The sequence below is a fragment of the Halomonas sp. SpR1 genome, from assembly GCF_031010175.1.
GTDB lineage: Bacteria > Pseudomonadota > Gammaproteobacteria > Pseudomonadales > Halomonadaceae > Vreelandella.
This window is the reverse complement of record NZ_JAUAMB010000031.1, coordinates 16,759-42,794: the sequence shown is the minus strand read 5'-3', so window position 1 is coordinate 42,794 and position 26,036 is coordinate 16,759. Positions and strand designations below refer to the sequence as shown.

The following is a 26,036-nucleotide window of genomic DNA, read 5'->3' as shown; positions in this document are numbered from 1 at the left end:
TTAGCGCGGTTTTAAAATCAGTTTTAATAAAATTATCAATAAAAACAGTTTTTTAGGTGATTATATGAGTGATGATATTACTATTTCTCTACAACAAGCCGAAGCGTTGAGTCACAAGGTGCTCACCCATAACGGCTTTAGCCAGCCCCACGCTGACGCGATTACGCGTAGCGTCATGGCGGCCCAACGCGATGAGTGCCACTCCCACGGTTTATACCGGCTCATTGGCTGTGTCCAAACCGCCTTGAACGGCGGCGTTGATACCCAAGCCGAGCCGACCATCACTGACCAAGCCGCCAGTGTCGTCAAGGTTAATGCCAATAAGGGCTGCTCGCTGCTGTCGTTTGAAATGGGTAAGCCGCATTTGATTGAGAAAGCTAAACGCAGTGGAATTGCGGCGCTGGCGATTAACAACAGCTTTCACTTCTCCGCCCTGTGGCCCGAAGTGGAAGCGCTTTCAGCAGAAGGGCTGGTAGCGTTGGCCATGACGCCCAGCCACGCCTTTGTGGCTCCGGCGGGTGGTACTTCGCCGCTTTTTGGCACCAACCCCATCGCTTTCTCTTGGCCACGCCCAGGGAATACGCCCTATACGTTTGATTTTGCCACCAGTGTGGTCGCCCGTGGCGAGATAGAGCTACATCGGCGAGCGGGTAAGTCGATCCCCGAAGGGTGGGCGATTGATAGCGAGGGGAACTCGACAACGGATCCAGTGGCAGCCCTAGCTGGGGCTATGCTGCCCTTTGGTAGTTATAAAGGCTCCGCACTTTCCACCATGGTGGAGCTGTTGGCAGGCCCGCTGATTGGCGACTTGCTAGGCCATGAAACCCAAGCAGCGAATGCGGAGAAAACCGGCAAGCCCTTCCACGGCGAGCTGATTATCGCCATGTCGCCAGAGGCTTTTTTGGGCAAGGACGCAGAGAGCCACCTCAAACACGCTGAACTCCTTTTTGAGGGCATTCTGGGTCAAGGTGCGCGTTTGCCCTCCCAGCGCCGCTTTGAGGCAAGAGCGCGAAGCCAAGTCAATGGCCTTACTTTCCCCAAAGCGCTGTATGACGAGCTCAACGCACTGACTGTCCAATAACCGCGTTATACCTAATGCGATGAGGCACTGTTGGTAGCGTCGTTGGTGAGAGTATGTGGGGATAGCGTGGGTGAGAGGAACCAATCATGCTTGAAATATTAGCCATCACCACGCCGATCTTTTTAATTATCGGTATGGGCTTTGTGGCTATGCGCTTGAGGATCGTTAGCCGCGAGAAGATGCAGGGGGTCGGCAGCTTTGTGATGTACTTTGCGCTACCTGCGCTAGTGATCCGTGCCCTAACGCAAAACCCGCTTGAGGAGGTATTTAACGTCGATTATTTATTGGCCTATGGATTAGGCTCGGCGATCATCTTCTCACTGGCTTTAGGGCTAGCCGTTTTTATCAAGAAAAAATCCCTGCAAAACGGCGCGATGTTTGCCCTGGGGATGTCGGCCTCCAATAGCGCTTTCACCGGCTATCCCGTCGCCGCAATGGTGTTAGGGCCACCGGCGGTTACCTTTATGACGTTAAGCATGATTATTGAAAATCTGCTGATCATACCCGCCGCGTTGATACTGGCGGAGATGGGACGACAGTCGGGTGGCGGTCTTTCCCGCACGCTTAAGCAGACGGCGAGTCGGCTGATAAAAAATCCTGTCTTGATGGCCATTTTTATAGGCGTAGTGATCGCCATATCGGGGATTAGTTTACTGGGCCCAGTAACCCAATCGATTGATATGGTGGCCAACGCGGCAGGGCCGGCGGCGCTCTTTGTGATAGGGGGAGCGATCTACGGCCTTCGTGTACGCGGCGTTGTCATGGATGTCAGCCAAATTGTGGTGGGTAAACTCATTCTCCATCCATTGGCCATCGTGCTAGCCTTTTTAATCATGCCCACGTCAGATCCACTGCTGCTTGCGGGAGCGATTCTTTTTGCTGCCGCCCCCATGGCGAGTATCTATCCGCTGTTAGGCCAGCGTTACGGCATGGCAGACGTGGCTGCAGGCGCTTTAATGGCCGCTACGCTGGCCTCCTTTGTGACGTTTAGCGTGGTGATTGGGTTGATGCGTTATTTCGGAGTGCTCTCATAGTGACTCGCTTGATCGTCGCTGTTTATGCTTTGTTTGGCGCGGGGCTGGCGACAATTATTGTGCTGCTTCAATAAACGCCTTCGCCCTGGGATCCTGCATATAGGCAACGTTGAGCCGCAGCCAGGGCGTCGGCTGATGATCAGCAAAGAATAAGTGACCCGGCGATAGGGTGATTTCCCAGCGGTTGGCCAGCTCGTTCAGGTTTTCAGGCGTGATGGCTGCTGGTGGTTTTGCCCACACAAACATTCCCCCTGTCGGTTGGGTATATACCTCCCAGCCAGCATTATTAAGCATCGTTAGTGCCATCGCCATTTGATTGGCCAGTTTGATGCGCAGCCGTTCGGTAAGCTTCCGATAGCTGCCGTTTTGTAGCATGACGGTGACCACCTGTTCGGCAAAGCGTGAAGCTGAGATGCTGGTCAACATCTTGATATCCACTAGTCGCTGCACCAACGTCGTTGGCGCGGCGATAAAACCGACTCGCAGTGAAGAGGAGAGGCTTTTCGAAAAGCTGCCTAGATAAAACACCCGGTTTAAGCCATCTAGTGCGGCCAGTCGGGTGGTGGGAGTGTGCTGAAAGTCCGCGTAGATATCGTCTTCAATAATCTCAAAATCGTGCTGTTCGGCTAACTGTAGAACTCGGTGCGCAACCGCTGGGGTGAGGGTACTGCCCGTGGGATTATGAAACACGCTGTTGATATACAACAGCTTAGGGCGGTGCTGGGCTAACAACGCTTCCAGGCGCTCAATATCAGGCCCATCGGCTAATCGCGGCACGCCAATCACGCGAATGCGCTGTAAGTGCAGCAGGCCAAACAGATTGTAATAGCCCGGCGACTCTACAAATACCACGTCGCCGGGCTCAAGCAGCATTCTTACCAGCAAATCCAACGAATGGCTGCCGCCGCCGGTCATCACGATCTGCTGGGCGTCAGCGGTAATCGCCAGTGGGCGCAGGCGTTCCTGGATCAAACCGCGCAACTCCTGGGGCCCTTGAGGGGTGCTGTACTCGAAGATTCCCGAACGACTTTTACGTGCCACTTGGCGAATAGCATGGGTTAGGTCGTCGCCTTCGCGCCAATCGCTTGGCAGCCAGCCGCAGCCGAGTTTTAGCGTGTGCTCATTCGCACTAAAAAGCCCCCACAGCCCGTTGGTGACCTCTTCCAAGCCGTTCGCTGTGGTCGGTGGTGACACCAGCGCTGCTGCGTTATCTGCGACGTAAAACCCAGAACCCGGTTGTGAGCGCACTAATCCAGACGCCACAAGTCGCTCGTAGGCTTCAATCACCGCGTTACGGCTGATGTTATGGGTGGCCGCTAAGCGACGAATAGAGGGCAAACGGCGGCCACCACCGGCACCGTGGGCTTCAATCCAGGCGCGCATAGTCGTTTCGAGCTGCTGAGCGATGGGAGTAGCAGAGTGGCGATTAACCTCTAGCTTCATAACGTGGCCTGTTGTTTTCAACTGTTCGCTAAAAGGGCGGAACAGTGTCTGAAAAGTGGTGGTGAAGTGTACCTTAACGCTGCGGGGTAAGCGTGCGAGCTTAGCAGTTCAACGACTCGCTTATTTAGGACTTTGCTATGAGCCGCGCTGCGACTGCAACGATCAATACAAAAAGTGCCGCCTGCCTGGCATTTGCGCTATGTACCATTACCACGGCGGTTAACTTACAGGCCCCGCTTTACGATGCACTGGCAGCGCGTGATGGCTTGGGCGTCGGGGCCACTACCATCGCTTTCGCCTGCTATGTGTTGGGCATTGTGCCGGTGCTGTTGGGGTTGAATGGTCTGGCTGATCGGGTAGGGCGTAAGCCCTTAATCGTTACTGCGCTACTGCTATGTCTCCTTGCCACCGCGATGACCCTAATCGCGCCTGGTTTGCTGGCGCTGGGGGTCGCTCGCTTTTTGCTGGGTATCAGCACCGGGTTAACCTCCGCGGTGGCGCCCGCTTATATGCACATACTGTTGGGTGGGCAGGATAACCGTATAGCGACCAGCTATGTCACCGCCAGTACCGCGCTGGGGTTTGGCCTGGGGGCTGCGGTCACTAGCCTGTTTGTTTTTCATACCCCCAGCGTATCGCCGCCCAGCCTGTGGCTTTATCTCGCTATCGCTGCGCTGGCGCTGGTGGTGGTCACCACGCTTAAGGATCGCGCACCGAGTGCTGTTAAAAGCCCTATGCTACGCCTTCCCCGTTATTCCAAGGGGACGCTCTCCTATGGACTGGCGATTTTACTCGCCTGGGCCACGGTGGGGTTGGTCATTGCGATTCTACCTTCGGCATTAAGCCAACATGGTTTATCCGCCTGGAGCGGCTTCGCCACCTTCGGTATCTGCAGCTGCGGGGTGCTGTTTCAGCCTTGGGCTAGAAGGCTTGAGCCATCTACCGCGACCAAGCTGGGGTTGGTGATTCTGCCGATTGCCTATGCACTGATCGCCTGGGGCGCCGTTCATGGTTATCTTGTGGCGGTACTGCTGGGCACGGTGGCCGCCAGCAGCGCCTGCTACGGGTTTATCTACCTGGGGGGATTAAGCGGTGTGTTGGCGATAGCGGGCGCGTCGACGAGTCAACAAGCCAGCGCGGGCTACTTTTTGATGGCCTATCTGGGCTTTAGTATCCCGGTGATTACCACCGGGGTACTGATTGATGCCGTGGGGCATACCTTGGCGTTAGCGTTATTTGGCCTCGCGCTACTGGGCGGCGTAATCGCCACGCTCGTTCTGTTGCGCAAGTCGCGTTAGAAAAACACGGCCATTCAAGCTGTCATGATCAGTGCTTCTCAACCAACAGCCCGCAGGAGGGCGCCGCCCAGCGGGTATTGGCGGTAAATACTACATCACACACCACAGGGGAGTAGTAGCGGCGCACCTCGTCATCGATTTTTACCCGCAGAGAATCCTGGCTGGCGACCGAAACGTCGGATGCCTCGGGCAGCACCACATGCACAATCACATACAGCAGGCGCCCGGGGCGCACCATACGCACGCGTACTTCTTGGGTGTCGGTGCCCGCCAGAGCGTTTGCCACGGCCTGGCGAACGGGTGCCGCGATAGCCTCTTCCGGGGTTTTATTGAGCAGTTCCTTTAACGCTTGGGAGGCCATTCGCACCGGTACACCTAGACAAAGCACCACCACGGCAATGACCAACACCGAATCCACGTAGGGCAGAATCGCCTGCCAGCCCAAGCGCTCAAACAGCATCACCAGGCAGAAAGCGGCTAACACGGCAGCTGATATAACGCTGTTGACTAACCAGTTGAGTTTGTCAGCGGCTACCAAGGGGCTGCTCACATGGCGCTGGCTGCGGTGCATCACCCAGGCGGTTAGCGAACAGGCCGCGGTGGCGAAAAGGGCATACAGCACCGCCAAGCCCGCCGCGATCTCACGACCGCCGGTGAGCAGTGCCGCAATGGCATCCACCAAGGCAAAGATAGACACGCCTAAGATTAGAAGGCCTTTGCACAGATTCACCAACGACTCAAAGTAGCTATAGCCGAACGGATAGGATTCGCTATCGGGGCGGCTGGCTAATTTGCTTACCTTGATCGTCACCAGCGCGACGCTGAAATAGATCAGATTGAACAGCCCATCCAGCAGGATCGCTTGGGAGTTAGACGCCAGCGTGGCGACGATGCCGGCACAGCCAATCAGCAGCGCCATAAAGGCGGAGAAGGCTAAGGTGCTCGATTCTGACTTCACAAAGGTTTCTTCCGGTGTGCATAGGTCGAAATAGCCGATAAGCATAGCAACCTTGTTAGCGAATTATCGAATAACGGCTACTTGTTTTATAAGTCTTCGGCTCTATTTTGTAAGAGATCTCTTACAAGCGTGTAAGACATTGACGCTTTGTGCCCTCTGGGGGTTGCCCTCTGCCACCGGCTCGCTATCCTGACTGCCTCTCATTAGCAGATAACGATCCAAGGAGCGGAGCAATGGCAGATAGCACGGGCCTACAGTTCACCTTAACCTTACCTGGGGCCGATGACATCGCCGTGGTGCGTTTTACCCATCGGGAGGCCCTGTCGGAACCGTTTACCCTCTCCGTTGACTTTGCCAGCCGCACCCACACCCTGTCGCCCAGTGATTGTTTGGATCAGGAAGCAACGCTCACCATTTGGCAGGACGGCGAGCCGTTGCGCCGCGTGCATGGCATTATAAGTGAGCTGCATCGAGGCGACAGGGGACATCGGCGCAGCTTTTATCGGGTGGAGATTCGTCCGGCGCTATGGCGGCTATCGCTGCGCCACAATTCGCGCATCTTTCAAGACACGTCGCCTTTTGACGCCATCACCACCTTAGCCAATGAGCGCAGCCTGACCGATATCGGCTTTGCCACCACCCGCACGCCCTTGGATCGGGAGTATTTGGTGCAGTACCGGGAGACCGACTTAGCCTTTATCGAGCGCGTGGCCGCTGAAGAAGGTTGTTTCTATTTCCATGAGTTCGAGAACGCCGAAGGCGGTAAGCATCAGTTGGTGTTTGCGGACGCCACGGTGGTATTGCCCAGTGTGGGCGAGCGCACCTACCACGGCCGCGCCGGGGGCACCCCGCCCCGACGTCATATACGTAAACTCCGCCAGGTCAACCGGGTGTGCCCCGCCTCGGCAATGCTTAAAGACTACACGTTTAAGAACCCTGCCTACGCCCAGATCCATGAGCATCAAGCAACGGGGCTGGGTGAGCACGCCCAGCGGGAAGATTACGAACACTTCGATTACCCCGGCCGCTATAAGAAGGACGCCTCCGGCAAGCCGTTTACCCGCCACCGCCTGGAATCCCTGCGCGCCGACGCCACCACCGCCGAAGCGGAAAGCGACCTCCCCGAACTTGCCCCTGGCATCTGTTTTACCCTCGCCGACCACGATATCGATAGCCTCAACCAGGCGTGGCAGGTGGTAGCCGTGGTGCACCACGGCGAGCAGCCCCAGGCGTTGGAAGAGGACGGCATGGCCCGGGGTGGCAATGGGGCTCTGAGTCGTGGGGCACTGTCGGATGCGTCAGGCGAACAGATGACCCGCTACTATAACGAGCTGGTGATCATGCCCAGGGAACAGACCTTCCGCCCGGAGCCCAATCCCAAACCGCGCGTGGACGGCCCCCAGGTCGCCTTTGTGGTGGGGCCCGAAGGCGAAGAGATCTACTGCGATGAGCACGGTCGGGTCAAGGTGCAGTTCCCCTGGGATCGTTACGCCGAACCTAACGAGACTGCCAGTTGCTGGGTGCGGGTGGCCCAAGACTGGGCGGGCGGCGGCTACGGCAGCATGGCGATCCCCAGGATTGGAAATGAAACGGTCGTTTCATTTTTGGAGGGTGACCCCGATCAGCCATTGATCACTGGTCGCGTTTACCACGCGGTGAACACGCCCCCGTACCCGCTACCGGAACACAAAACCCGCACGGTGATTCGTACCCAGAGCCATAAGTCCGTCGGCTTTAACGAACTGCGTTTTGAGGACGCCACCGGAGAGGAGCAGATCTGGCTCCACGCCCAGAAAGACCTGGAGCTGTTGACGCTTAACGACCGCACTGAAGAGATCAAACGGGACAGTCACCTCAAGGTGCACAACGACCGCATCAGCGAGATCGATAACGACGAGCATCACACAGTGCACCGCCACCGCTTTGAGCACACCGAAGGCGCCCAGCATTTAAGCGTGGAAGGCTCCATGCATATGCGCGCCGGGGAGGCTTGGCTAAGCGAAAGTGGCCGGGAACTGCATATCAAATCGGGCCAAAAAGCGGTACTCGAAGCCGACGGCGAAATCACCCTAAAAGCCGGTGGCAGTTTTATCAAGCTTAACGCCAGTGGCATTACCATTGTGGGCCCCCAAGTCAAAATCAACGCTGGTGGCAGCCCCGGCAACGGCACAGGGCAAGCGGTCGAGATGCCCAAACTGCCGCCCGTGCTGGAAGGCAAAGACCATGACCGGGCAGAGGCGATTGGGCACTCGCCGTTGCTCAGTAGTGCTATTGAGCCAGCCACGCAGTACGCCGCGCTGTTGCAAGAAAGCGCGTTATGCCCACTGTGCTCCCCCCGTAAGGAAGCGAAGTAATTATGGCCACTGCTAATCAGCCTACCCAGTTGCTCAACACCACCAGTTGGCAATGGCCGCGTCACCGGAATGTTTTTCTTATCTTAGATGGCGTCAGGGTCAAAAAAGCCGCGCAGCGTTTATATAACTGGTCAGAAGGTAACTTAAACGCAGAGTTGCTTTATGCCGGGACGCCCTTGTCATCATTGAACGATATTTCGCCATGGCTAATCCAGCTGGCGGGGCCTCAGGATTTAGTATTGAAACACTATCTGGCGCAAGGAACGCTGCCTGAGTGGGGCTATTTAATCGAAAGTGACGCCCCTCTTACCGAGGTGGCAAAACACTACCGCTATCTATTAGTTGTGTTACACCCATTGGGCACACCCATGATGCTCAGAGTAGCCGACCCGGCGGTGATTGCCGCCATGCTGCCTAATAATAGCTCAACGGCCGCAGCCCCATGGGGGCCTATACAGCAGTTACATCTGCCCGATGCAGTGAAAAGCGCGTGGCAGCATCATGCGCCCCAATCCACTACGGAGGCACCACTAACGCTTGACGTGAGTGGCTACCCATTGAACGAAGAGCAGCATCAACGCCTGCAGGCCTGTAATCGGCGTCGCGACATTCGTCACCTGATGGCATTTGTGGAACAGCATCATGGCGGCTGGCCATGTACAGACTCAACCCTCCAACGCTTTCAATTACTTGCGTTATTAGTCGAAGATGCGCGTCATTACGGTTTCAACTCGCCTAAAGAGTGGGCGCTGTTGTGCACCTTAATGGCTCGTTTGAACCTTACCTCCTGGCAAGCGCTAGAAAAGCATTCGATTTATCCATTGTTAATCGCCAGCAGCGATTCAGCCCTGCAGCGCCTGAAGCAAGCGCTAGCCACTACTTCACCAAAAACTGGGTCATCAAACACCGCCGCTGCGGCGATATAAGGAAGTTAACGATGTCTGCGTTTGAACGCCCCTCAGATGAACGTGACAATGCCGAAATTGCCGCCCACGAACTCTCCTCACGGGATAGCGACGAAGCCGCTACGTGTCCTCTTTTCACCGGCAAAGTGAGGCTGGTGCCGCTTCGTTACGGCATTGTAGAAGAGCTTGAACCCGACAAAAGCATGCCTTACTCACTGACAGCCCGTCCGCTAGGCATTCGCCTGCTGCGCAATGGCTTTCTTTATGTGCTGGATGGTAAAAGCAACGAACTGCATGAGTATGAGTATCGCGACCAAGGGGATACCCTTAAAGGGCACAATGGCGGCAAGCTCGAATACGAGACCGACCGCACGATTTACGTCTGCTTTTCAGAGATCCAGTGGACAGGCTCAAAACGCGCCCAGGTGCAGGAAAGCGAAGAGGATCGCGATGCCTTTATGCAAGCGATCAATCTTGCCAGTGCCAACCCGCTCACCGGTGGCGGCAGGGATCTGATCACGACAGCCCAGGCAGAAGAGTGGGTAGCCGAGTTTGCAGAAGACGCCGAGCTAGAGGTGCCGGAAGAAGGTTACGAGCATGAGGCGGAGCCCTATCTCTGGGAAAATGATCACTACTACCACAAAACACGTTTAGGCAAGCTGCTAGCTCAGCATGAGGTCGAGGATCGCGACGAGTGTCTTTGCCTGATTGCGCGCGATGATATTGGCGTGATGCGTGATTTGGCTCAGTTCCAAGATGAAGTTGTGGGGTGGATAGAGCAGTGGGCTACTGAGAAGGAGGGGCGTACCGAGCGGGATTACATGCTGGCCTGCTATATAGAGTCGCTCTCCCAACTGAACGAAGCGTCATTGGACGACATGCGACAGATGTCCGATGATCCAGCCGTTCAGGCGATGCTGGACGAAGTGGCCGCGATGGAGGAGCCGCGGCAAAGTGAGGTTCGGCAGGAGTTGCTTGATTTTCTCAATCAGGAGAGTAATACCGGTAGATTGCCACAGTCCTACGACCCGGACTTGCCCGAGGATCTTAAAGAGCGCCTTGACGACATTCGTGACGATGCGAGTCTCACTAATTCGCGTACAATCTCTGATCGGTTAAAGAGAGAGACGAATCGCTACTACCTCGAAGAGAGTCTTAGCGACAGCTTAGGGAGAGACTTTGTCGATCGCCACAGCGAGGCGCTGCTCTCGATGAAGCAGGAGCACAATGAGCGGCTCAAGGCCCTGCTGAAAGGCAGTAAAATCGGACAGCGAGGCATTAATGAGTTGGTTGATCGGGGGCGCATGGATGACTTCCTCGCCAAACAGCGCCCCCGGCTGCAGCGCTGGAATGCTTTGCTCGATACTATCTCTGATGATCGTGCCGATATGCTGTGCAATACACGCTTCCATAACGCTGCCTGGTATTTTGATGCCCAGGTTGACGAGCAGGTGCTTGAGGGCTTCAAGGCCCAGTACGGCTGCTTGAAAGATATCTGCCGCAACGACGAGGTAACGGAGCGGATAGCCGATTGGCTGGAGGGCGCGCCGTACTACGACCGACCGCTGTTCCATACGCTGCCGCTTGCTGACCAGAATGATTTCATCGGCCAGTACTCTACCATTGCGAATGCTGGCTACGGCACCTTGCTCAAGCTGGATGATTTACGCAGTGAGCTTACCTCCCTAGAGGTGGGGCGGTTACCCGCAGTTGATACACTGCCCGAGAATACTCAGGTTATTGCTGATAGTGCCCATCAAACCCTGGGGCCGGCTATCTCGCGGGGAATCGCCCACGTTATGGATGAGTTTTATCAGAGCATTGACCGTCAAGCGATGCCTGATATTGAGGAGCTGTTCCGGCGCCTGCCCAAGGCGCTACCAGCGAGAATTCTGGATGCCGCCCAACGCACGGGGGCCTCCTTTGTGGTGGCATCGCCAGAGGAGTTAGTGAATTTCCGTCGTACTGTGCAGCGCGTCTTGGCGCTGCGTGAGGAACTCGACAGGATACGCAAGCGCCGCAACGAGGTGAAGAAAACCGCCGGACACCGCTCCCCTGAAGCTAAAGATCTGCTTGATGAATTTAAGCGCCTGCGCCATGAACTACAAACGGTGCATGAGCCCGCCCTTGCTAAAGCCATTAGCCCAATCGAAGAGCTTCCCGAGAACAGCGTTCGTATCGCGGGGGCTAAACCCGGACGCATTGGTCTGACCGCGATATTTTCCGCCGCCCAGCAGGCCGAGGTGGGCAGGTTAATTAGCAATATACGCCAGGGGATTGCGGCAGCGCCGAGGGTCAATCTGGCTGGGGATGGGTTGGGGCTGTTGGTGTTTGCATCTCAATTTTCAGTGTTATACAACGCTACAAAAGTACTGGTGGAAGATTATCTTAATGGTGGAGAACGTGATTGGACTCCTGTTATAACGAGTTTTGTCGCGACTGGCAGTGCGGGGTTTCTTGCCGCTCAGGGGATTATGGATACTGCCCTCGGCGCTAGAGCGAAAGCGCTTGCCAGTGACTTCAATGTGCCCGGTGCTCAAAGTGTGAGCGCCTCCCTTGGAAGGCTGCATGTTTTTCTTGGCGGTTTTACATACTTCTTTGGATCTTTTGCAGCGTATTCAAGTTTTTCTAACCGCCACGGAACATGGCAGGAAGCCGTCCGTAGTGGTAACCGTAGCGCTCAGAGTGCTGCCATGGCGAGTACAATCGGTGCGGGTGGCATGCTGGGCGCCAATATATATGGGTTAACCCATACACTACAAACAGGTTTCTCGGTGTTATTCCGAGGCGCCGAGTGGGCCGCGGCGGGTACGCGCCTGGGGACAGTGTTTTGGCGCTTTAATCTCGCCGGGGGCTTGTTTAGCATACTTGAACTGGGAGGGAGCTGGCTTACTAACTATTACAGTATTAGTCGCCATGACGAATGGTTGCTTTCCACTCCCTGGAGCCAGGATGACTCTAAAGCCGGTAATGATACGCTTGAAGCCTATCAGTTGAGGTTACAGGAGATCGCCCGGGCACCCAAAATCAATGTCACTATTGAAGAGGCTGACAGCTGGTGGAAGAGGAAAATAAGTGGGCCAATATCGGTCGATTTTAAACTCGCCTTGCCTATTACTCTTCAAGACCTCACGGCGCCGTTTGGCGGCAAGGCGCCGGTGCGCCTTTCCCTGGGGGCCTACCAGGTACTGCCTGAAGATGGTGGCCGAGATTATCGGCCTGAGCGTTGGGTGACGGCCACCGATAAGATCGTGGAAAGCTTGTCCCTTGCGGATAAAGCGCCACTCGCGTTTGCCCTGCCTCAGCCCGAGCCACTGAACTCAATATCCGCACGCCCAACCCATAATGTTTTTGCCGTTCGGCTGGAAGTGCTGGGCCGCGATGGCCAGTATCAGGCCAACGATTACCATATTTATGTGTCGCCTTCGGGTGGCGGTGGAGATTATACGCCATCGGATGTTGCTATTCGTGGTGGGGAAGCTCCCTGGCAGCAAATCGACCCCCTTCTTTTTAATTGATTTAAGGCACCGCTATGTCGGCTAAGCAAAATCCAACCCCGCGCCCTGATATGCTCCAGCCCCACCGGGCTGGTGATATTGAGCCCTTTCCAGGTGGCAAGGTTGTTTACCTGTCGCCAGCCCCCTTGCCTACGGGTGCCCCCCCCTTGGATTTCAACCAAGCGATTGGGGAAGTAAACGATGCCTACTTGGATTTCGGTGGCAGTCTTCCTACTCCCTTCACTTGGCAGTTTACGTTAGGCATACCCTTTATAGGTTTTTTAATGTTGGTTTTTGTTATTCCAATGTTGGGGGGGGGGCTAATGTGGATAATAGGGAAGGATATCGCACTATTTTACGCAGGGATTGCTGGGCTCTTTAATGAGGTATTTGCTCAAGCCGTAGTGTTCTCGACATTGGTATTACTATTAGCCTTAGTGATCAAAACCCACTACCACTTTAGGTTCCGTGAGGCTGTCCCCACCCGTTTTCATCGCCAGCGCCGTGAGGTGGCCTTTGCGCCGGGCGATGGCAATCCGCCTATCATCGTGCCCTGGGAAAGCGTGGCGGCCTGGGTGACCCAGGCGCAGGGGGTAACACAATACGGTGTGCAGCGTCAGTATGGCTTGGGGATAGGCTTTATCGAGCCTGAAACAGGGCAGCAGCACTTTATTGAATTATCACAGCCGGGCATGCCCTTGGCGTTGGGGCTTTGGGAAGCGGTGCGGGCTTATATGGAGTACGAGGTCAACACCCGCGAGGAACTCCAAGACCCCCACGGCCTACATCGCCCCGGTGATCCGCCCTACGAGGGCGTGCACACCTTCCACAATGCCCGGCGCCGGTTGCACCGCCGCTACCGAGAGGGCGACATTGGGCTGTTCGCGGTCACCATGTGGTACCTGTGGCACATTCTCGACCTGTGGACGATACCTTTTCACCTTGCGGAATGGGAGATAAGCGTCATCCAAAAAGCCGGGCAGAAAACGCTACCAGCGAGTCTTGATCAGTGGTCGCAACCCTTGTCCGAAGAACAGTGGGCCAAGCCTAGCGCAGAGCTCACGCGCCTCTCGGCGGAAGTCAGGCAACGTCATGCGCAACAGCCAAACCGACCGATCACCGCTATCTTCGCCGAGGTCTATGCCGAGGAGACGACACTCTCTGCCTGACGAAGTGGGCAGCATATCGACCCTCTTCTTTATTAATTGATTTAAGGCAGTCCTATGTCGGCCAAACAACACCCAACGCCGCGTCCGGATATCCTTCAGCCCCACCGGGCTGGAGATGTTGAGTCATTTCCAGGTGGTAAGGTTATCTATCTGTCGCCTGCTCCCTTGCCCACGGAAGCGGCGCCATTGGATTTCAACCAGGCGATTGGGGAAGTAAACGATGCCTATTTGGATTTCGGAGGAAGCCTTCCTACACCTTTTACCTGGCAGTTCACATTAGGAATACCTTTTATTGGTTTCTTAATAATGGCTTTAGTATTTCCGACATTCTCTGCGGCTATAACGTCGAATTCAGAATATTTATTCTTCAGTGAATTTAAGATTTTTTTTGATGTGGGGTTCAAAATGGGGGCGTGGGGGGGGGGCTGACTCTTGCTTTGGGGTTGTTTATTAAGGCCCACTACCACTTTAAGTTTCGCGAGGCTGTCCCCACGCGTTTTCATCGCCAGCGCCGTGAGGTGGCCTTTGCGCCGGGTGGCGGAAAACCGCCTATCACCGTGCCCTGGGAGAGTGTGGCAGCCTGGGTGACCCAGGCGCAGGGGGTAACACAATACGGTGTGCAGCGTCAGTATGGCTTGGGGATAGGCTTTATCGAGCCTGAAACAGGGCAGCAGCACTTTATTGAATTATCACAGCCGGGCATGCCCTTGGCGTTGGGGCTTTGGGAAGCGGTGCGGGCTTATATGGAGTACGAGGTCAACACCCGCGAGGAACTCCAAGACCCCCACGGCCTACATCGCCCCGGTGATCCGCCCTACGAGGGCGTGCACACCTTCCACAATGCCCGGCGCCGGTTGCACCGCCGCTACCGCGAAGGTGACATCGGGCTGTTCGCGGTCACGATGTGGTACCTGTGGCACATTCTCGACCTGTGGACGATACCTTTTCACCTTGCGGAATGGGAAATAAGCGCCCTCCAAAAAGCTGGACAGAAAACGCTACCAGCGAGTCTTGATCAGTGGTCGCAACCCCTGCCCGAAGAACAGTGGGCCAAGCCCAGTGAAGCGCTCACGCGCCTCTCAAAAGAGGTCAAACAGCGCCATGCGCAACAGCCAAACCGGCCGATCACCGCTATCTTCGCCGAGGTTTATGCGGAGGTCGGTGCAGAACAAACGTCTTTCTCGGCTTGATGCACCGAGAGTAGATGCGCAGTCAGCGCGTTCAACGATAGCGCATCAATAGCTCAGTATTGGAGAGTACAGCAGTGAGTGAAAATGCAGTCAGCACAAAAGAAGAGAAAGCCTTAGTTGAAAACATTGATTTTGAGTGTCCCTCGTTCAGCTCTTGTTTCTGCGAGGAGTCACAATGGATTACCGACCTTTTGAAAGCCAATCAGGCTAGTTGTCCGGGTTGTGAAAGCAAGCTGCTGATTGGGACTGAAGACAAGGATCGCCTAGCGAGTGTTATGAAGAAAAGAGAGCGATTCGGGAAGACGATGGTTGTCTTTATGCTGCTCTATACCATAGGGGGGCTAATAGTGTCTCTCTATTTTGGCGGGCTTGGCTTTATTCTTTATATGCCCGTCGGGCTGGGGATTTTCGGTTTGCTGAAAGCGCTCGTTGATAATCAGACCGATTTGACGATTAGCCTGAATCAAACCTGATAACGGTAATGCTGTCTATTTAGTCGCGGGTTGACCTGTATGTTAAAAGTATAGCTGGATTTTGGAGCTGATTTGTTAGCCTACGCCACATTTTTAAAAAAGTGATTGCAAACAAAAGTGTGTTGTTGATAATTTGTTGTGCTGGTATTTGATGCTGTTAATATTTTTCCTTTTAATTTAGGACACACCATGAATGGTTGCATGCAGACGCAAGTAAGCGCGCTTATAGAAAATAAAGTTTCCATGTATTCGCTACACAATAATATTTTTTGTTTTTTAAACTATTCACCCAGTAATAGCTATACGGATTTAAAACATAGGTTGCAGCATAATATTCAGAAATCCTGCTTAAACGACGAGGAGACTAACACGATTGAGTCTATTCTAGTAGATTCAGCTATGCGTTTAAAGGCAGAGGTGGCGTGGTTGCCAGGTGTTGGTTTTACCCAAGCCCTTCAGGCGGTTGAAGGGCAACTTGATAAAGATGCGCTGAGCTCACCATTGGCTAGACTTAACTTGTCGGTTCATAATTTAACAGCCGAAAGTATGTTAATGCCTGATATGTTGAATAATATTTTAGATGAGTGGCAGCAACTAAATAAGACTGCTTTGTTGGATAGTATCAACCAGCAACGACGTTCCGGTCAATTCAGTGAAGTGTCTCTGGGAGAGCTTGAGGATGCCCTGGAGTGGCACGTTCAGTGCATTGCTCATACGGTAGTGAACGTCTTTGAACAGCATAATACTTCTGTGCTGGGCAGTGCTTTAATGGCGATAAGTGAAAACAGAAAAATTGATGTTGTTAATAACCAGCTAGCTGCTTTTTTGTATGCTGGTTATCATAAGAAAGTCGCTGAAGTGCTAACGGCGTTAGAAGAAGATATTGAGTCTATATCTAATGAGATTTATCAAACGGTTGATTTTGAAAAAAGATTATCCTATGAAGACACGATGTCGAATGAGCTAGTTGAATCTGAAAAAACACTTTTTGAGTATGTCGCCACCACTGAAGATAAAGCTCGTAAGTGGGCGTCTATTGCTCAGCCATTAGTAGTGTTTCATAATCGAGCGGGCAGTCGTTTTGTTCCCCATGAATATTTAATGTGGCTTATTTCAGAGTGCTCTGCAAATTTTAGTTCATCAATTGGCCTATGTACCAGAGATCTGAACGAGCGCTTGATTAATCTAGCGCTAGAAGTAGCCCTGGATGCACCTGATGCATTGGATCGTGCACATTTGATACAAGAACTCCACGTGTATATGACGGCACCATTGGCGAGCGATAAATATGAACCTGGCTCTATACAAAGAGGGGGAGGGCGACAAGACTTACTAAACGATATTAGACAACATGATGCTCGCCTTGAAAAAGCAGGCAGCCCCATGACGCTTAGTAATAATTTCTTCAGTGAATTTATCGAGTACCTGAAACAGAACCCCTCCGAACAAGACCAATTGCAAGCGTGGCATACGCTTTTTATTACGGTAAACAGCCTTTTATTTGATCATGCAGAGTATGATCATGCGGCCTCACAGCTATTGTTGGTTGAACAGGCTTTTCCCTTAACCAGTGAGCCTGGGCGCCGCCTAAAGCAGTGGTGGTTAGCGTTTATTGAGGATGAAGTTATCAGCCTTCCGCCAGAGCAGGGTGGGCAGCCAATGCCTAAAACCCGCGCGGTTATTCAGGGTGACACGGTGCTAGATAATGCTGATACGACTCAACCTTTATCTTCAACAACGACGTTACTCCCTCGTTTTTCTGTGAAGAAAATTTTGCAATGGTGGGGGAGGGTAATCCCTTCAAAAGAATAACGATCGTCAATAGTAGCGCTGCCGTCAGCTAAGCGTAAGGAGGTTCTGCATAAGGCAATCCGATTTTCGATAGTCAGATGCAGTCGATTCTAAAGCAAGCTGAAATTGTGGTGTGCTTCAATAATGGTAAGAGCGGCTGCTAGCCGCCCTTACCAGAGTCAAGCAGTGTTATCACCCCTCCACCCACACCTCACTACCTTTAAATTCGATCTTCCAGGTACGTAGCTTGACGTTTTCATCCTCCAGGCACTGGCCGTCCTCAAGACGGAAGTGTTGCTTGTAGATAGGCGAGGCGACCACAGCTGCACCTTTCAGGTCGCCGACGATGCCGCGGGCGATGACGTTGGCGTTAGAGAAAGGATCATGGTGGTCGAGGGCGTACAGTTCATCCCCCTGTCTTTGTTGCCCCCCAGGTAAATAGAAAATAGCGACCTGAGCGGGGCCATCGGCGGTTTCGAGCCAGGCAGCGACGCCGGAATATTCCACGAGGTCTGCCTTGGTACAGACTTTTTGCCACGCCGTGTTGTTTTCAGAAGCGTGGTTTTCAAAAGCCTCGCTGTTTGGGGAATCTGCCATATCCATCTCTTTTTTCAGTGCCGTTGCGGTCATGGGTTGCCTCGTTTTTATTCAGTATTCGTGAAAAAGCACAGCGTCGCTTAAGCGGGGCGTAGCTGGCCGCGCTCGGAGGTCATAATGATCGACGGATCCGGGCGGTCGTCGTTGACGAAGCTGCGGAAGCGCTTGAGCTTCTCCGGGTCGCTAATCGCGTCAGCCCATTCACACTGGTAGGTATCCACCACACTTTGCATCTGGCGTTCCAGCTCGTCGTTGATGCCTAGGCTGTCTTCCAGAATCACCTCTTTGAGGTACTCCAGGCCGCCGTCGAGATTTTCCCGCCATACCGAGGTGCGCTGTAGCCGGTCGGCGGTGCGCACGTAAAACATCAGGAAGCGGTCAATGGTGCGGTAGAGCTGCTCGTCGTCGAGATCGGTGGCGAACAGTTCGGCGTGGCGTGGGCGCATGCCGCCGTTACCGCAAACGTAGAGGTTCCAGCCGTTTTCGGTGGCGATAATGCCGATGTCTTTGCTCTGGGCCTCGGCGCATTCGCGGGTACAGCCGGAAACGCCGAATTTAATTTTGTGCGGTGAGCGCAGGCCCTTGTAGCGGTTCTCCAACTGAATCGCCATGCCGACGCTGTCCTGCACGCCGTAGCGGCACCAGGTGCTACCCACGCAGGATTTCACCGTGCGCAGCGACTTGCCGTAGGCGTGGCCGGTCTCGAAGCCTGCAGCAATCAGCTCGCTCCAGATATCTGGCAGGTCTTCCAGACGGGCGCCGAACAGGTCGATGCGCTGGCCGCCGGTGACTTTGGAGTAGAGGTTGTATTTTTTGGCCACTTCGCCCAGCACGATCAGTTTGTCTGGGGTGATCTCGCCACCGGCCACGCGGGGCACTACCGAGTAGGTGCCGTTCTTCTGCATGTTGGCCATAAAGGTGTCATTGGTATCCTGCAAGGGAATATGCGCCGCGTCGGTGATCGGCTCGTTAAAGCAGGAGGCCAGAATGGACGCCACGGCGGGTTTGCAGATATCGCAGCCCAGGCAGTGGGTGTCCTGATTGCCGTGTTTGGCGATCAACTCGCTGAAGGTTTTGATGCCTTCCACGCGCACAATGTCGTAAAGCTCCTGGCGGGTATGGGCGAAGTGCTCGCAAATCGATTTGTCGACTTCAACGCCGCGGGCTTCCAGCTCATGGTCGACTACACTTTTGAGTAGCGCCGTACAGCCACCGCAGCCGGTACTGGCTTTGGTATCGCCTTTCACCCCGCCTAGATCTATTGCACCCGCATCAATGGAGGCGCAAATATCGCCCTTTGAAACGTTATGGCAGGAGCAGATGGTGGCGGTTTCTGGGAGCGCCCCAGGGCCGAGCGTGGGCGCTGCGCCACTGCTTTGCGGCAGTATCAGCGAAGCGGGCTCATCGGGCAGCTCAATACGGTTGGAGTAGTACTGCAGCAGGGTGTCGTAAACGCCGTTGTCACCCACCAGCATGGCGCCGAGCAGCTTTTTACCATCGCTGGAGACCACCAGCTTGCGGTACTCCTGCTTGATGGGGTCAAGGTAGCGGAACATCCGCGCGCCGGGGTTCTGGTTGCCATGGGCGTCCCCGATTGAACCCACATCCACGCCGAGCAGTTTGAGCTTGGTGCTCATGTCGGCACCGCCAAACTGCGTATCGCCATCGGTCAGCGTTGAAAGGGCGGTTTTGGCCATTTGATAGCCGGGGGCGACCAGACCAAAAATACTCTGGTTCCACAGCGCCACCTCGCCAATCGCCAGGATGGCCGGGTCGCTGGTCAGGCATTGGTTATCCACCACCACGCCGCCGCGTTCGCCTATCTCCAGACCACAGTCACGGGCTAACTGGTCGCGGGGGCGGATGCCCGCGGAGAACACAATCAGGTCGGTTTCCAGCACTTTGTCGTCTTGGAAGACCATGCGGTGACGGCTGGCTTCGCCATCCTCAATACGCTGGGTGGCCCGTTCCAGGAGGACTTGTACGCCCAGCTCTTCGATTTTTTCGCGCAGTAGCTCGCCGCCTTCGCTATCCACCTGCATAGGCATCAGGCGTGAGGCGAATTCCACCACCGCCGTATCCAGATTCAAACCGCGCAGGGCGTTAGCCGCCTCCAAGCCGAGCAGGCCGCCACCCACCACCACGCCGGTAGTGGCATTTTCGGCAGCCGCTCGGATGGCGTCTAAATCGTCCAGGGTGCGGTACACCAGGCAGCCATCGCGGTCATTACCGGGAATCGGCGGCACAAATGGGAAGGAGCCGGTGGCCAATACCACGCGATCGTAGGGGTAACGGCCCTGGTCGGTGACCACTTCTTGCTGGTCGCGGTCGATTTCAATGACGGCTTCGCCGGTGCGCAGTTCCACACCGCTAACGGCGTAGTAATCTGCCTCGCAAAGCGCTAACGAGTCCGCATCGCGGCCGCTAAAGTATTCGGATAGGTGCACTCGGTCATAGGCGCGGTGGCGCTCTTCGCCAAACACGGTGACTTGATAACGCTCAAGCCCGCCGTTATCGACCAACTGCTCGACCAAGTGGTGGCCGACCATACCATTACCAATAATGATTAACTGCTGTTGGGTAGACATGCTTAAGCCGCCTCCGACGTATTATGAGAAGAATGTTTTGAAGAAGAGCATGTAGAAGAGTATTCAGAAGAATCTGGGGTATGCTGAGATGCCGCTTCGCGTAGCACGTCGACATCCGCCGCACCAAACAGCAGGGCTTGGCGGTAAGCGTTAAGATCACTACCCGCAAGCGCCTGTTCGAAGTACCAGGGCCCCTGGCTGGTGTCGCCGTAAAGTACCGCGCCCTCTATCTGGCCATCGCGTAGCAGCAGGCGGCGGTAGTCGCCGCGCTCAAGGTCGTGGTAATTCAATACGTCATGCTCGGCGCTGGCCTCGGTGGGGCCAAAGGCATAGAGCGCTACGCCGCTGATTTTAAGTTTGGTGGCGCTGGGGGCATCCGCGTAGCCTTGGGTGGCCGTGCCGCACAGCGTTGCGGCAAGCACTTCTACCTGGCACCAGATCGGTTCCACCAGGCCGTAGGTAGTACCCTCAAACTGGCAGCACTCGCCGAGGGCGGAGATTGCCGGGTCAGAGGTGGTCAGAAACTCATCTACAACAATGGCACGCTCGGTGGTCAGGCCCGCTTGGCGGCCCAGTTCTGCATTCGGGGTAATGCCCGCGGCAACGATCACGCTGGAGGCGTTCAACTGACGGCCATCGGCAAGATGCAGCTTGGCGACCCGACCCCGTTTGTCTCCCTCCAGCCGCGCTAACTGCGCACCGGTGATGATGTTCAAGCCGCGTTGAGTGAGGGTGTCTTTGAGCAGATGCGCGGCGGTCACATCCAACTGGCGGTTCATCAGCCGCTCGCTGCGCTGGAGCACGCTCACCTTGATATCATTGCCGCGCTTACGCAGCCCTTCAGCGGCTTCAAGACCCAGCAGGCCGCCACCAATAACGACAGCGTCGCCGCCGCTGTGAGCAATTGCTTCAAGTGCTTCGGCGTCTTGCAGGTCGCGAAAGCCGTGTACTCCCTCAAGCTCAATGCCGGGAACGTCGGGCAGCGCTGGGCGCGAGCCGGTGGCGATGACCAAATGATCGTAATCAAGCGATTGGCCGCTATCGGTGGTCAATGTTTGGCGTGCGCGGTCAAGCGTCTCGACCTTTTCGCCCAGTATCAGGGTGATGCCTTGATCGGCGTACCAGGCGGTATCGCGCAGGGTAAGCGCATCTTGCTGCATCTCACCAGCCAGCAGTGGCGAAAGCAGAATACGGTTATAGGCAGGGGTTGGCTCGGCGCCAATCACCGTGATGCGCTGGGGGCGTGTGGGCTGTTTGACCAGCGCCTCGATGAGGCGGTGGCTTGCCATCCCATTGCCAATAATCACTAGATGGTCGTTGGGTGAGCACCGGGAAGTGGTTTCCATGGGTGGCTCCTCTTGTCGTTGCGGCTGCTTGAGCACCAAACAAAAAAACGCCCCTGTCGCGCCCTCTGTTCTGCAATTTGCAGAAGGAGAGCACAGCAGGGGCGTCGTTGCCCGATAGCGCTATTTAAAAGCGTATGTTTTAAACCTGTGACAACCGCCATTGGCTGTCAGCTGATTAAAAACCTTACCCAGTAACAAGCAAGGAGCTAGCCAACTGGCCGTCTGGAATGTTTTTTTAAATAACTTCAGATGTTTAGATGTAGATGGTGGATAAGCACTGGCACGGCTCTTCGCATAGGCTGCACAGTGATGGTGCGAAAAGGGTGGTGGCGTGCACTCTCGCACACCATTTAGCGTGTGAAAGGTATTAAAACAAGTGCCAAAAAGCGTGCTGCGTCGTCATCTCCTTATTTTTAAGTGACTGTTTATAAAAAATAAGTTTTCAATAAGACATTCTTAGGCTTGGCTTTTGCAGCTTCTAGGCAACAAGTGAGTTAACAAGGGATAAGCGCTCATTGCTAGGCGATGGCAGCGAACAATTTCAAAGCCGTTCGAAAAATAACTAGCCGTTAGAAAATGTGTAGCTGAAATTAAAGTAAATTTTGCACCGACGAAGGTGCGCTGTGGCAACGACGTCCAGCCCTCTTCTCTTAATGCGTTTATATAGCGCCTTAGAGAAAGGGACTGGGCGTTTTTTTATGCGTGGCGTTAATGAGCAACTCGAGGAGTAGCTATGACTCAGGCCAAAACGACTTGCCCCTATTGCGGCGTTGGCTGTGGCGTGACGGCGACCGTTGAAGCGGGCACGCTAAGCGCTGTCGAGGGCGACCGCGAGCACCCGGCCAACTTCGGGCGGCTGTGCGTCAAAGGGTCAGCGCTACACGAAACCTTGGGCGAGCAGGGCCGCCTGACACATCCTCGGGTCGATGGTGTAGACGTCTCCTGGGACACTGCATTGAGTGCCACCGTTGATCGTTTGAATGACCTGCGGGCCGAGCACGGTAACCACAGCGTGGCAGCTTATCTTTCGGGTCAACTGCTCACCGAGGATTACTACGTGGCCAATAAGTTGTTTAAAGGCTTTTTGGGCACACCTCATTTGGATACCAACTCGCGGCTATGCATGGCTTCAGCGGTGGTTGGCTACAAGCGCGCCTTCGGTGCCGATGCGGTGCCCTGTAACTACGAGGATTTGGAAGAGGCTGAGCTGGTCGTGTTGGTGGGATCCAACCTGGCTTGGAATCACCCGGTGCTCTACCAGCGCATTAAAGTCGCTAAAGAGCGCAATCCGCTGATGCGTCTGGTAGTGATAGACCCGCGGGTGACCGACAGCTGCGAAATCGCCGACCTTTACCTGGGCGTAAAACCGGGCAGCGATGCTTACCTGTTTAACGGCCTGCTGGCGTGGATGGCAAAGCGGCGCAGGCTTGATACCCTCTACCTTGAGCGCCACACCGAGGGCTTTGACGAGGCCCTGGAAGCTGCGCAGCAAACGGCGGGGTCGGTGGCCGAGGTAGCAGAGGCCTGTGATGTTGACCCTGAGCGCCTGGAGACCTTCTATTACTGGTTCGCCAGCCAGCTGCATGTGGTCACGCTCTACTCCCAGGGCGTTAATCAATCCGCCAGCGGTACCGATAAGTGCAACGCAATTATTAACTGCCACCTGGCCGGCGGCAAAATCGGCCTGCCGGGTGCTGGGCCGTTCTCAATTACTGGCCAGCCCAATGCCATGGGCGGCCGTGAAGTGGGCGGGTTGGCTAATCAGTTAGCTGCGCATATGGATTACCACACCCCAGGCGCCCTCGATCTGGTCAGCCGCTTCTGGGCTACCGACAGCCTGACGCCAAGTCTGCCGGAAGAACCGGGTTACAAAGCCGTGGAGCTGTTTGAAGCCATTGAGCGCGGCGAGATAAAAGCGCTGTGGGTGATGGCGACTAACCCCGCCATCAGCCTGCCCGATGCCGCGCGGGTGCGTGCCGCGTTGGAAAAGTGCCCGCTGGTGATCGTTTCCGAGTGCGCTGCCCATACCGATCTGCTGCCCTACGCCGATATCGTGCTGCCTGCCTCGGGGTGGTCGGAAAAAGATGGCACCGTGACTAACTCCGAGCGGCGTATTTCTCGCCAGCGGGGCATGCTGCCGCCCCCCGGTGAGGCTCGCCACGACTGGTGGATAATGTGCGAAGTGGCAAAACGATTGGGCTTTGCCGAGGCGTTTGACTACACCCACCCCTGGGAGATTTTCGACGAGCACGCCAGGCTCTCGGGGTTTGAAAATAACGGTTCGACTGACAGCCCAAAACGGCTGTTTGATATTTCGGGTTTGGTGGGCCTGGGCCGGGATGGCTATGACGCCTTGGCACCCATCCAATGGCCGGTCACAAAGGCCGCTCCCCATGGCACGGCACGGCTGTTTGAGGATGGCGAATTTGCCACCGCCAATGGTCGCGCCAAGCTGCTGGCGATCCATCCCCAAGGGCCTGAAAAGAGCCTTAGTGCCGCCTATCCGCTGCGGCTGAATACCGGCCGGATTCGTGATCAGTGGCACACCATGACCCGCACCGCGCGTTCACCGCGGTTAATGAATCACCGCGCCGAACCCTTTATGGACGTGCACCCGGACGATGCCCATAGCGCCGGTGTCACCGATCAGGGATTGGCAGTGCTAACCGCCGCGAAGGGCGAATTTCGCGCTCGGGTGCGAGTATCCAATGCCCAGCGCCGCGGTGAGATCTTTGTACCCATCCACTGGACTGACTGCTTCACCCAGCAGGCGAGAAGCAGCTCGCTGATCGACAGCATTACCGACCCGCTCTCTGGGCAACCGGAATCGAAGCACGGCGCCGTGGCGCTGGCGCCTCTTGCGACCGATTGGCAGGCCACCCTGCTGGTCGCCGATGGAGTAACGGAATCAACGCCGTGGTGCACCAGTGCCTACTGGACACGTATTCCCATGCGCGGCTGCCAGCGTTGGCAGCTTGCCCATACGCAGTCGGTTAATGACTGGCTGGCGCAGCTTAAAACGTGGCTGCCCGGCGATGTATCGGTCGTCAGCCAAGACCCGACTAACGGACGGCTGCGCGCCGCCTGCGTGGAAAACGATCAACTGCGCTGGTGGCTGATGGTTGGCCCGCCCAAAGAGCTGCCAGGGTTAGCGTGGCTGGAAGCGCGTTTTAACGATGCGACGCTAAACGATACCCACCGTCGCCGCTTATTGGCGGGCTGCGACGACGGCGCTGCCGATACCGGCCCTGTCGTGTGTAGCTGCCATCAAGTGGGCCAAACCACTATTGCCAATGCCATCCGCGAGGGCGATACCACTGTTGAGGCGCTAGGTGCCAGGCTCGCCTGCGGCACCCAGTGCGGTAGCTGTATTCCCGAATTGAAATCACTTATTGAAGAGGAGCGGCCCAATGTCCGCACTAAGCAACCCCTTGCTACAGAAGTGGTTTAACGCCTTTATGCGTTTGTCTCACCGCGCGCTGACGCCGTTGGTTCAGCATGGGGCTGACATACGTTTGCCACTGCGTGGCGAGTGCCGCTCCGGGCAGGTTTACCTGGTCGGCGCAGGCAGCGGCGATGCCGAGCTGCTAACCCTCAAGGCCGCACGCCTACTTATGGAGGCGGATGCGGTGGTGTATGACCGTTTGGTGGGCGATGACGTGCTGGCGCTGATTCCCCGCAGCACCGAGCGCTACTACGTGGGTAAAGCCCGCGGTCATCACAGCGTACCGCAAGCTGAGATCGGCGAGCTGATGGTAAAACTCGCCGGCGAAGGAAAATCGGTGGTGCGCCTGAAGGGCGGCGACCCGGCGGTATTCGGGCGGATGGGCGAAGAGCTGGATGCCCTGGCTGCCGCCCAGGTGCCTGCTGCCATCGTACCGGGGATTACCGCCGCCTCTGCCGCTGCTGCGTGTATGGGCATTCCGCTCACCGATCGCGGCCATGCCCAGCAGCTGCGCTTTGTGACTGCCCAGCTATGTCGCGAAGACGGCACCCCGGATTGGGCCTCGCTGGCGCGCAAGGATGAAACCCTGGTGTTTTATATGGGGCTTTCCAAGGTCGACGCGATTTGCCACGGCCTGCGCCAGGCAGGCCTGCCGGATGAGTGGCCGATCATGCTGGTGGCCAACGCCAGTCAGCCTGAGCAGCAGTCGCTGGTGGGAACGCTTGCGGATATGTCCGAGAAGCTTGCCGCATCCCCCTTGCCGTCCCCCTGCTTGATTGTGGTGGGCAGCGTTGTTCAACGAGTCGCCACCACGCCTGCTGTAAAAATCACCGATGTTTGCGCTGCACCTCTCATCTGACCCTGAAA

The 26,036-nt window shown here is 55.6% G+C and carries 18 protein-coding genes; 13 read left to right on the top strand and 5 right to left on the bottom strand.

The features are described from left to right. Positions 1–64: 64 nt before the first annotated feature. Positions 65–1,081, top strand: a complete 1,017-nt coding sequence (locus QT231_RS18465) for an Ldh family oxidoreductase (protein ID WP_308338296.1) — start codon at positions 65–67, stop codon at positions 1,079–1,081. 86 nt (positions 1,082–1,167) lie between these two features. Next, the gene (locus tag QT231_RS18460; RefSeq protein WP_308338295.1) at positions 1,168–2,115 is read left to right on the top strand and encodes an AEC family transporter; all 948 of its coding nucleotides are present in this window, start codon (positions 1,168–1,170) and stop codon (positions 2,113–2,115) included. Between the two features lie 54 nt (positions 2,116–2,169). Here the strand turns inward: QT231_RS18460 and QT231_RS18455 are convergent, their stop codons facing one another. Continuing rightward, positions 2,170–3,558 carry a PLP-dependent aminotransferase family protein gene (locus QT231_RS18455; RefSeq protein ID WP_308338294.1) on the bottom strand — a complete coding sequence of 463 codons (1,389 nt, stop codon included), beginning with the start codon at positions 3,556–3,558 and terminating at the stop codon, positions 2,170–2,172. A 137-nt stretch (positions 3,559–3,695) separates the two neighbouring features. Between QT231_RS18455 and QT231_RS18450 the strand changes: the two genes are divergently transcribed. Next, the gene (locus QT231_RS18450) at positions 3,696–4,856 is read left to right on the top strand and encodes an MFS transporter (protein ID WP_308338293.1); all 1,161 of its coding nucleotides are present in this window, start codon (positions 3,696–3,698) and stop codon (positions 4,854–4,856) included. A 28-nt stretch (positions 4,857–4,884) separates the two neighbouring features. Here the strand turns inward: QT231_RS18450 and QT231_RS18445 are convergent, their stop codons facing one another. Then, positions 4,885–5,814, bottom strand: coding sequence for a cation diffusion facilitator family transporter (locus QT231_RS18445; protein ID WP_308338314.1), 930 nt, complete (start codon positions 5,812–5,814; stop codon positions 4,885–4,887). Positions 5,815–6,047: 233 nt separating this feature from the next. On the opposite strand from QT231_RS18445, the gene QT231_RS18440 reads away from it, so the two are divergent. The 8 genes from QT231_RS18440 to QT231_RS18405 all read left to right on the top strand — a co-directional run bounded on the left by QT231_RS18440 (position 6,048) and on the right by QT231_RS18405 (position 17,214). After that, positions 6,048–8,168, top strand: coding sequence for a type VI secretion system tip protein TssI/VgrG (locus tag QT231_RS18440; protein ID WP_308338292.1), 2,121 nt, complete (start codon positions 6,048–6,050; stop codon positions 8,166–8,168). A gap of 2 nt (positions 8,169–8,170) precedes the next feature. Beyond that, positions 8,171–9,094: a DUF4123 domain-containing protein gene (locus tag QT231_RS18435; protein ID WP_308338291.1), complete on the top strand. Its 924-nt coding sequence runs from the start codon at positions 8,171–8,173 to the stop codon at positions 9,092–9,094. A gap of 11 nt (positions 9,095–9,105) precedes the next feature. After that, positions 9,106–12,591, top strand: a complete 3,486-nt coding sequence (locus QT231_RS18430; RefSeq protein WP_308338290.1) for a toxin VasX — start codon at positions 9,106–9,108, stop codon at positions 12,589–12,591. A 14-nt stretch (positions 12,592–12,605) separates the two neighbouring features. Continuing rightward, positions 12,606–13,739, top strand: a complete 1,134-nt coding sequence (locus tag QT231_RS18425; protein ID WP_308338289.1) for a hypothetical protein — start codon at positions 12,606–12,608, stop codon at positions 13,737–13,739. Positions 13,740–13,793: 54 nt separating this feature from the next. Continuing rightward, positions 13,794–14,168, top strand: coding sequence for a hypothetical protein (locus QT231_RS18420; RefSeq protein WP_308338288.1), 375 nt, complete (start codon positions 13,794–13,796; stop codon positions 14,166–14,168). An 8-nt stretch (positions 14,169–14,176) separates the two neighbouring features. Then, positions 14,177–14,929, top strand: coding sequence for a hypothetical protein (locus QT231_RS18415; protein WP_308338287.1), 753 nt, complete (start codon positions 14,177–14,179; stop codon positions 14,927–14,929). Between the two features lie 74 nt (positions 14,930–15,003). Beyond that, positions 15,004–15,402, top strand: coding sequence for a hypothetical protein (locus tag QT231_RS18410; protein WP_308338285.1), 399 nt, complete (start codon positions 15,004–15,006; stop codon positions 15,400–15,402). Between the two features lie 138 nt (positions 15,403–15,540). After that, positions 15,541–17,214: a hypothetical protein gene (locus QT231_RS18405; RefSeq protein WP_308338284.1), complete on the top strand. Its 1,674-nt coding sequence runs from the start codon at positions 15,541–15,543 to the stop codon at positions 17,212–17,214. Positions 17,215–17,385: 171 nt separating this feature from the next. Here the strand turns inward: QT231_RS18405 and nirD are convergent, their stop codons facing one another. From nirD to QT231_RS18390, 3 genes are read right to left on the bottom strand one after another with little or no spacing between them, the layout of a single operon-like run. After that, positions 17,386–17,823: a nitrite reductase small subunit NirD gene (gene nirD, locus QT231_RS18400; RefSeq protein WP_374694413.1), complete on the bottom strand. Its 438-nt coding sequence runs from the start codon at positions 17,821–17,823 to the stop codon at positions 17,386–17,388. 47 nt (positions 17,824–17,870) lie between these two features. Beyond that, positions 17,871–20,378, bottom strand: a complete 2,508-nt coding sequence (nirB, locus tag QT231_RS18395; protein WP_308338282.1) for a nitrite reductase large subunit NirB — start codon at positions 20,376–20,378, stop codon at positions 17,871–17,873. Between the two features lie 2 nt (positions 20,379–20,380). Further along, positions 20,381–21,724: an FAD-dependent oxidoreductase gene (locus tag QT231_RS18390; RefSeq protein WP_308338281.1), complete on the bottom strand. Its 1,344-nt coding sequence runs from the start codon at positions 21,722–21,724 to the stop codon at positions 20,381–20,383. 733 nt (positions 21,725–22,457) lie between these two features. On the opposite strand from QT231_RS18390, the gene QT231_RS18385 reads away from it, so the two are divergent. Both QT231_RS18385 and cobA read left to right on the top strand, forming a co-directional pair. Beyond that, positions 22,458–25,175, top strand: a complete 2,718-nt coding sequence (locus QT231_RS18385; RefSeq protein WP_308338280.1) for a molybdopterin-dependent oxidoreductase — start codon at positions 22,458–22,460, stop codon at positions 25,173–25,175. After that, positions 25,135–26,028 (top strand): uroporphyrinogen-III C-methyltransferase, encoded by an 894-nt coding sequence (gene cobA, locus QT231_RS18380; protein WP_308338279.1) that lies wholly within the window; start codon positions 25,135–25,137, stop codon positions 26,026–26,028. The genes QT231_RS18385 and cobA overlap by 41 nt, the downstream gene beginning before the upstream one ends. The last annotated feature ends 8 nt before the right edge of the window (positions 26,029–26,036 follow it).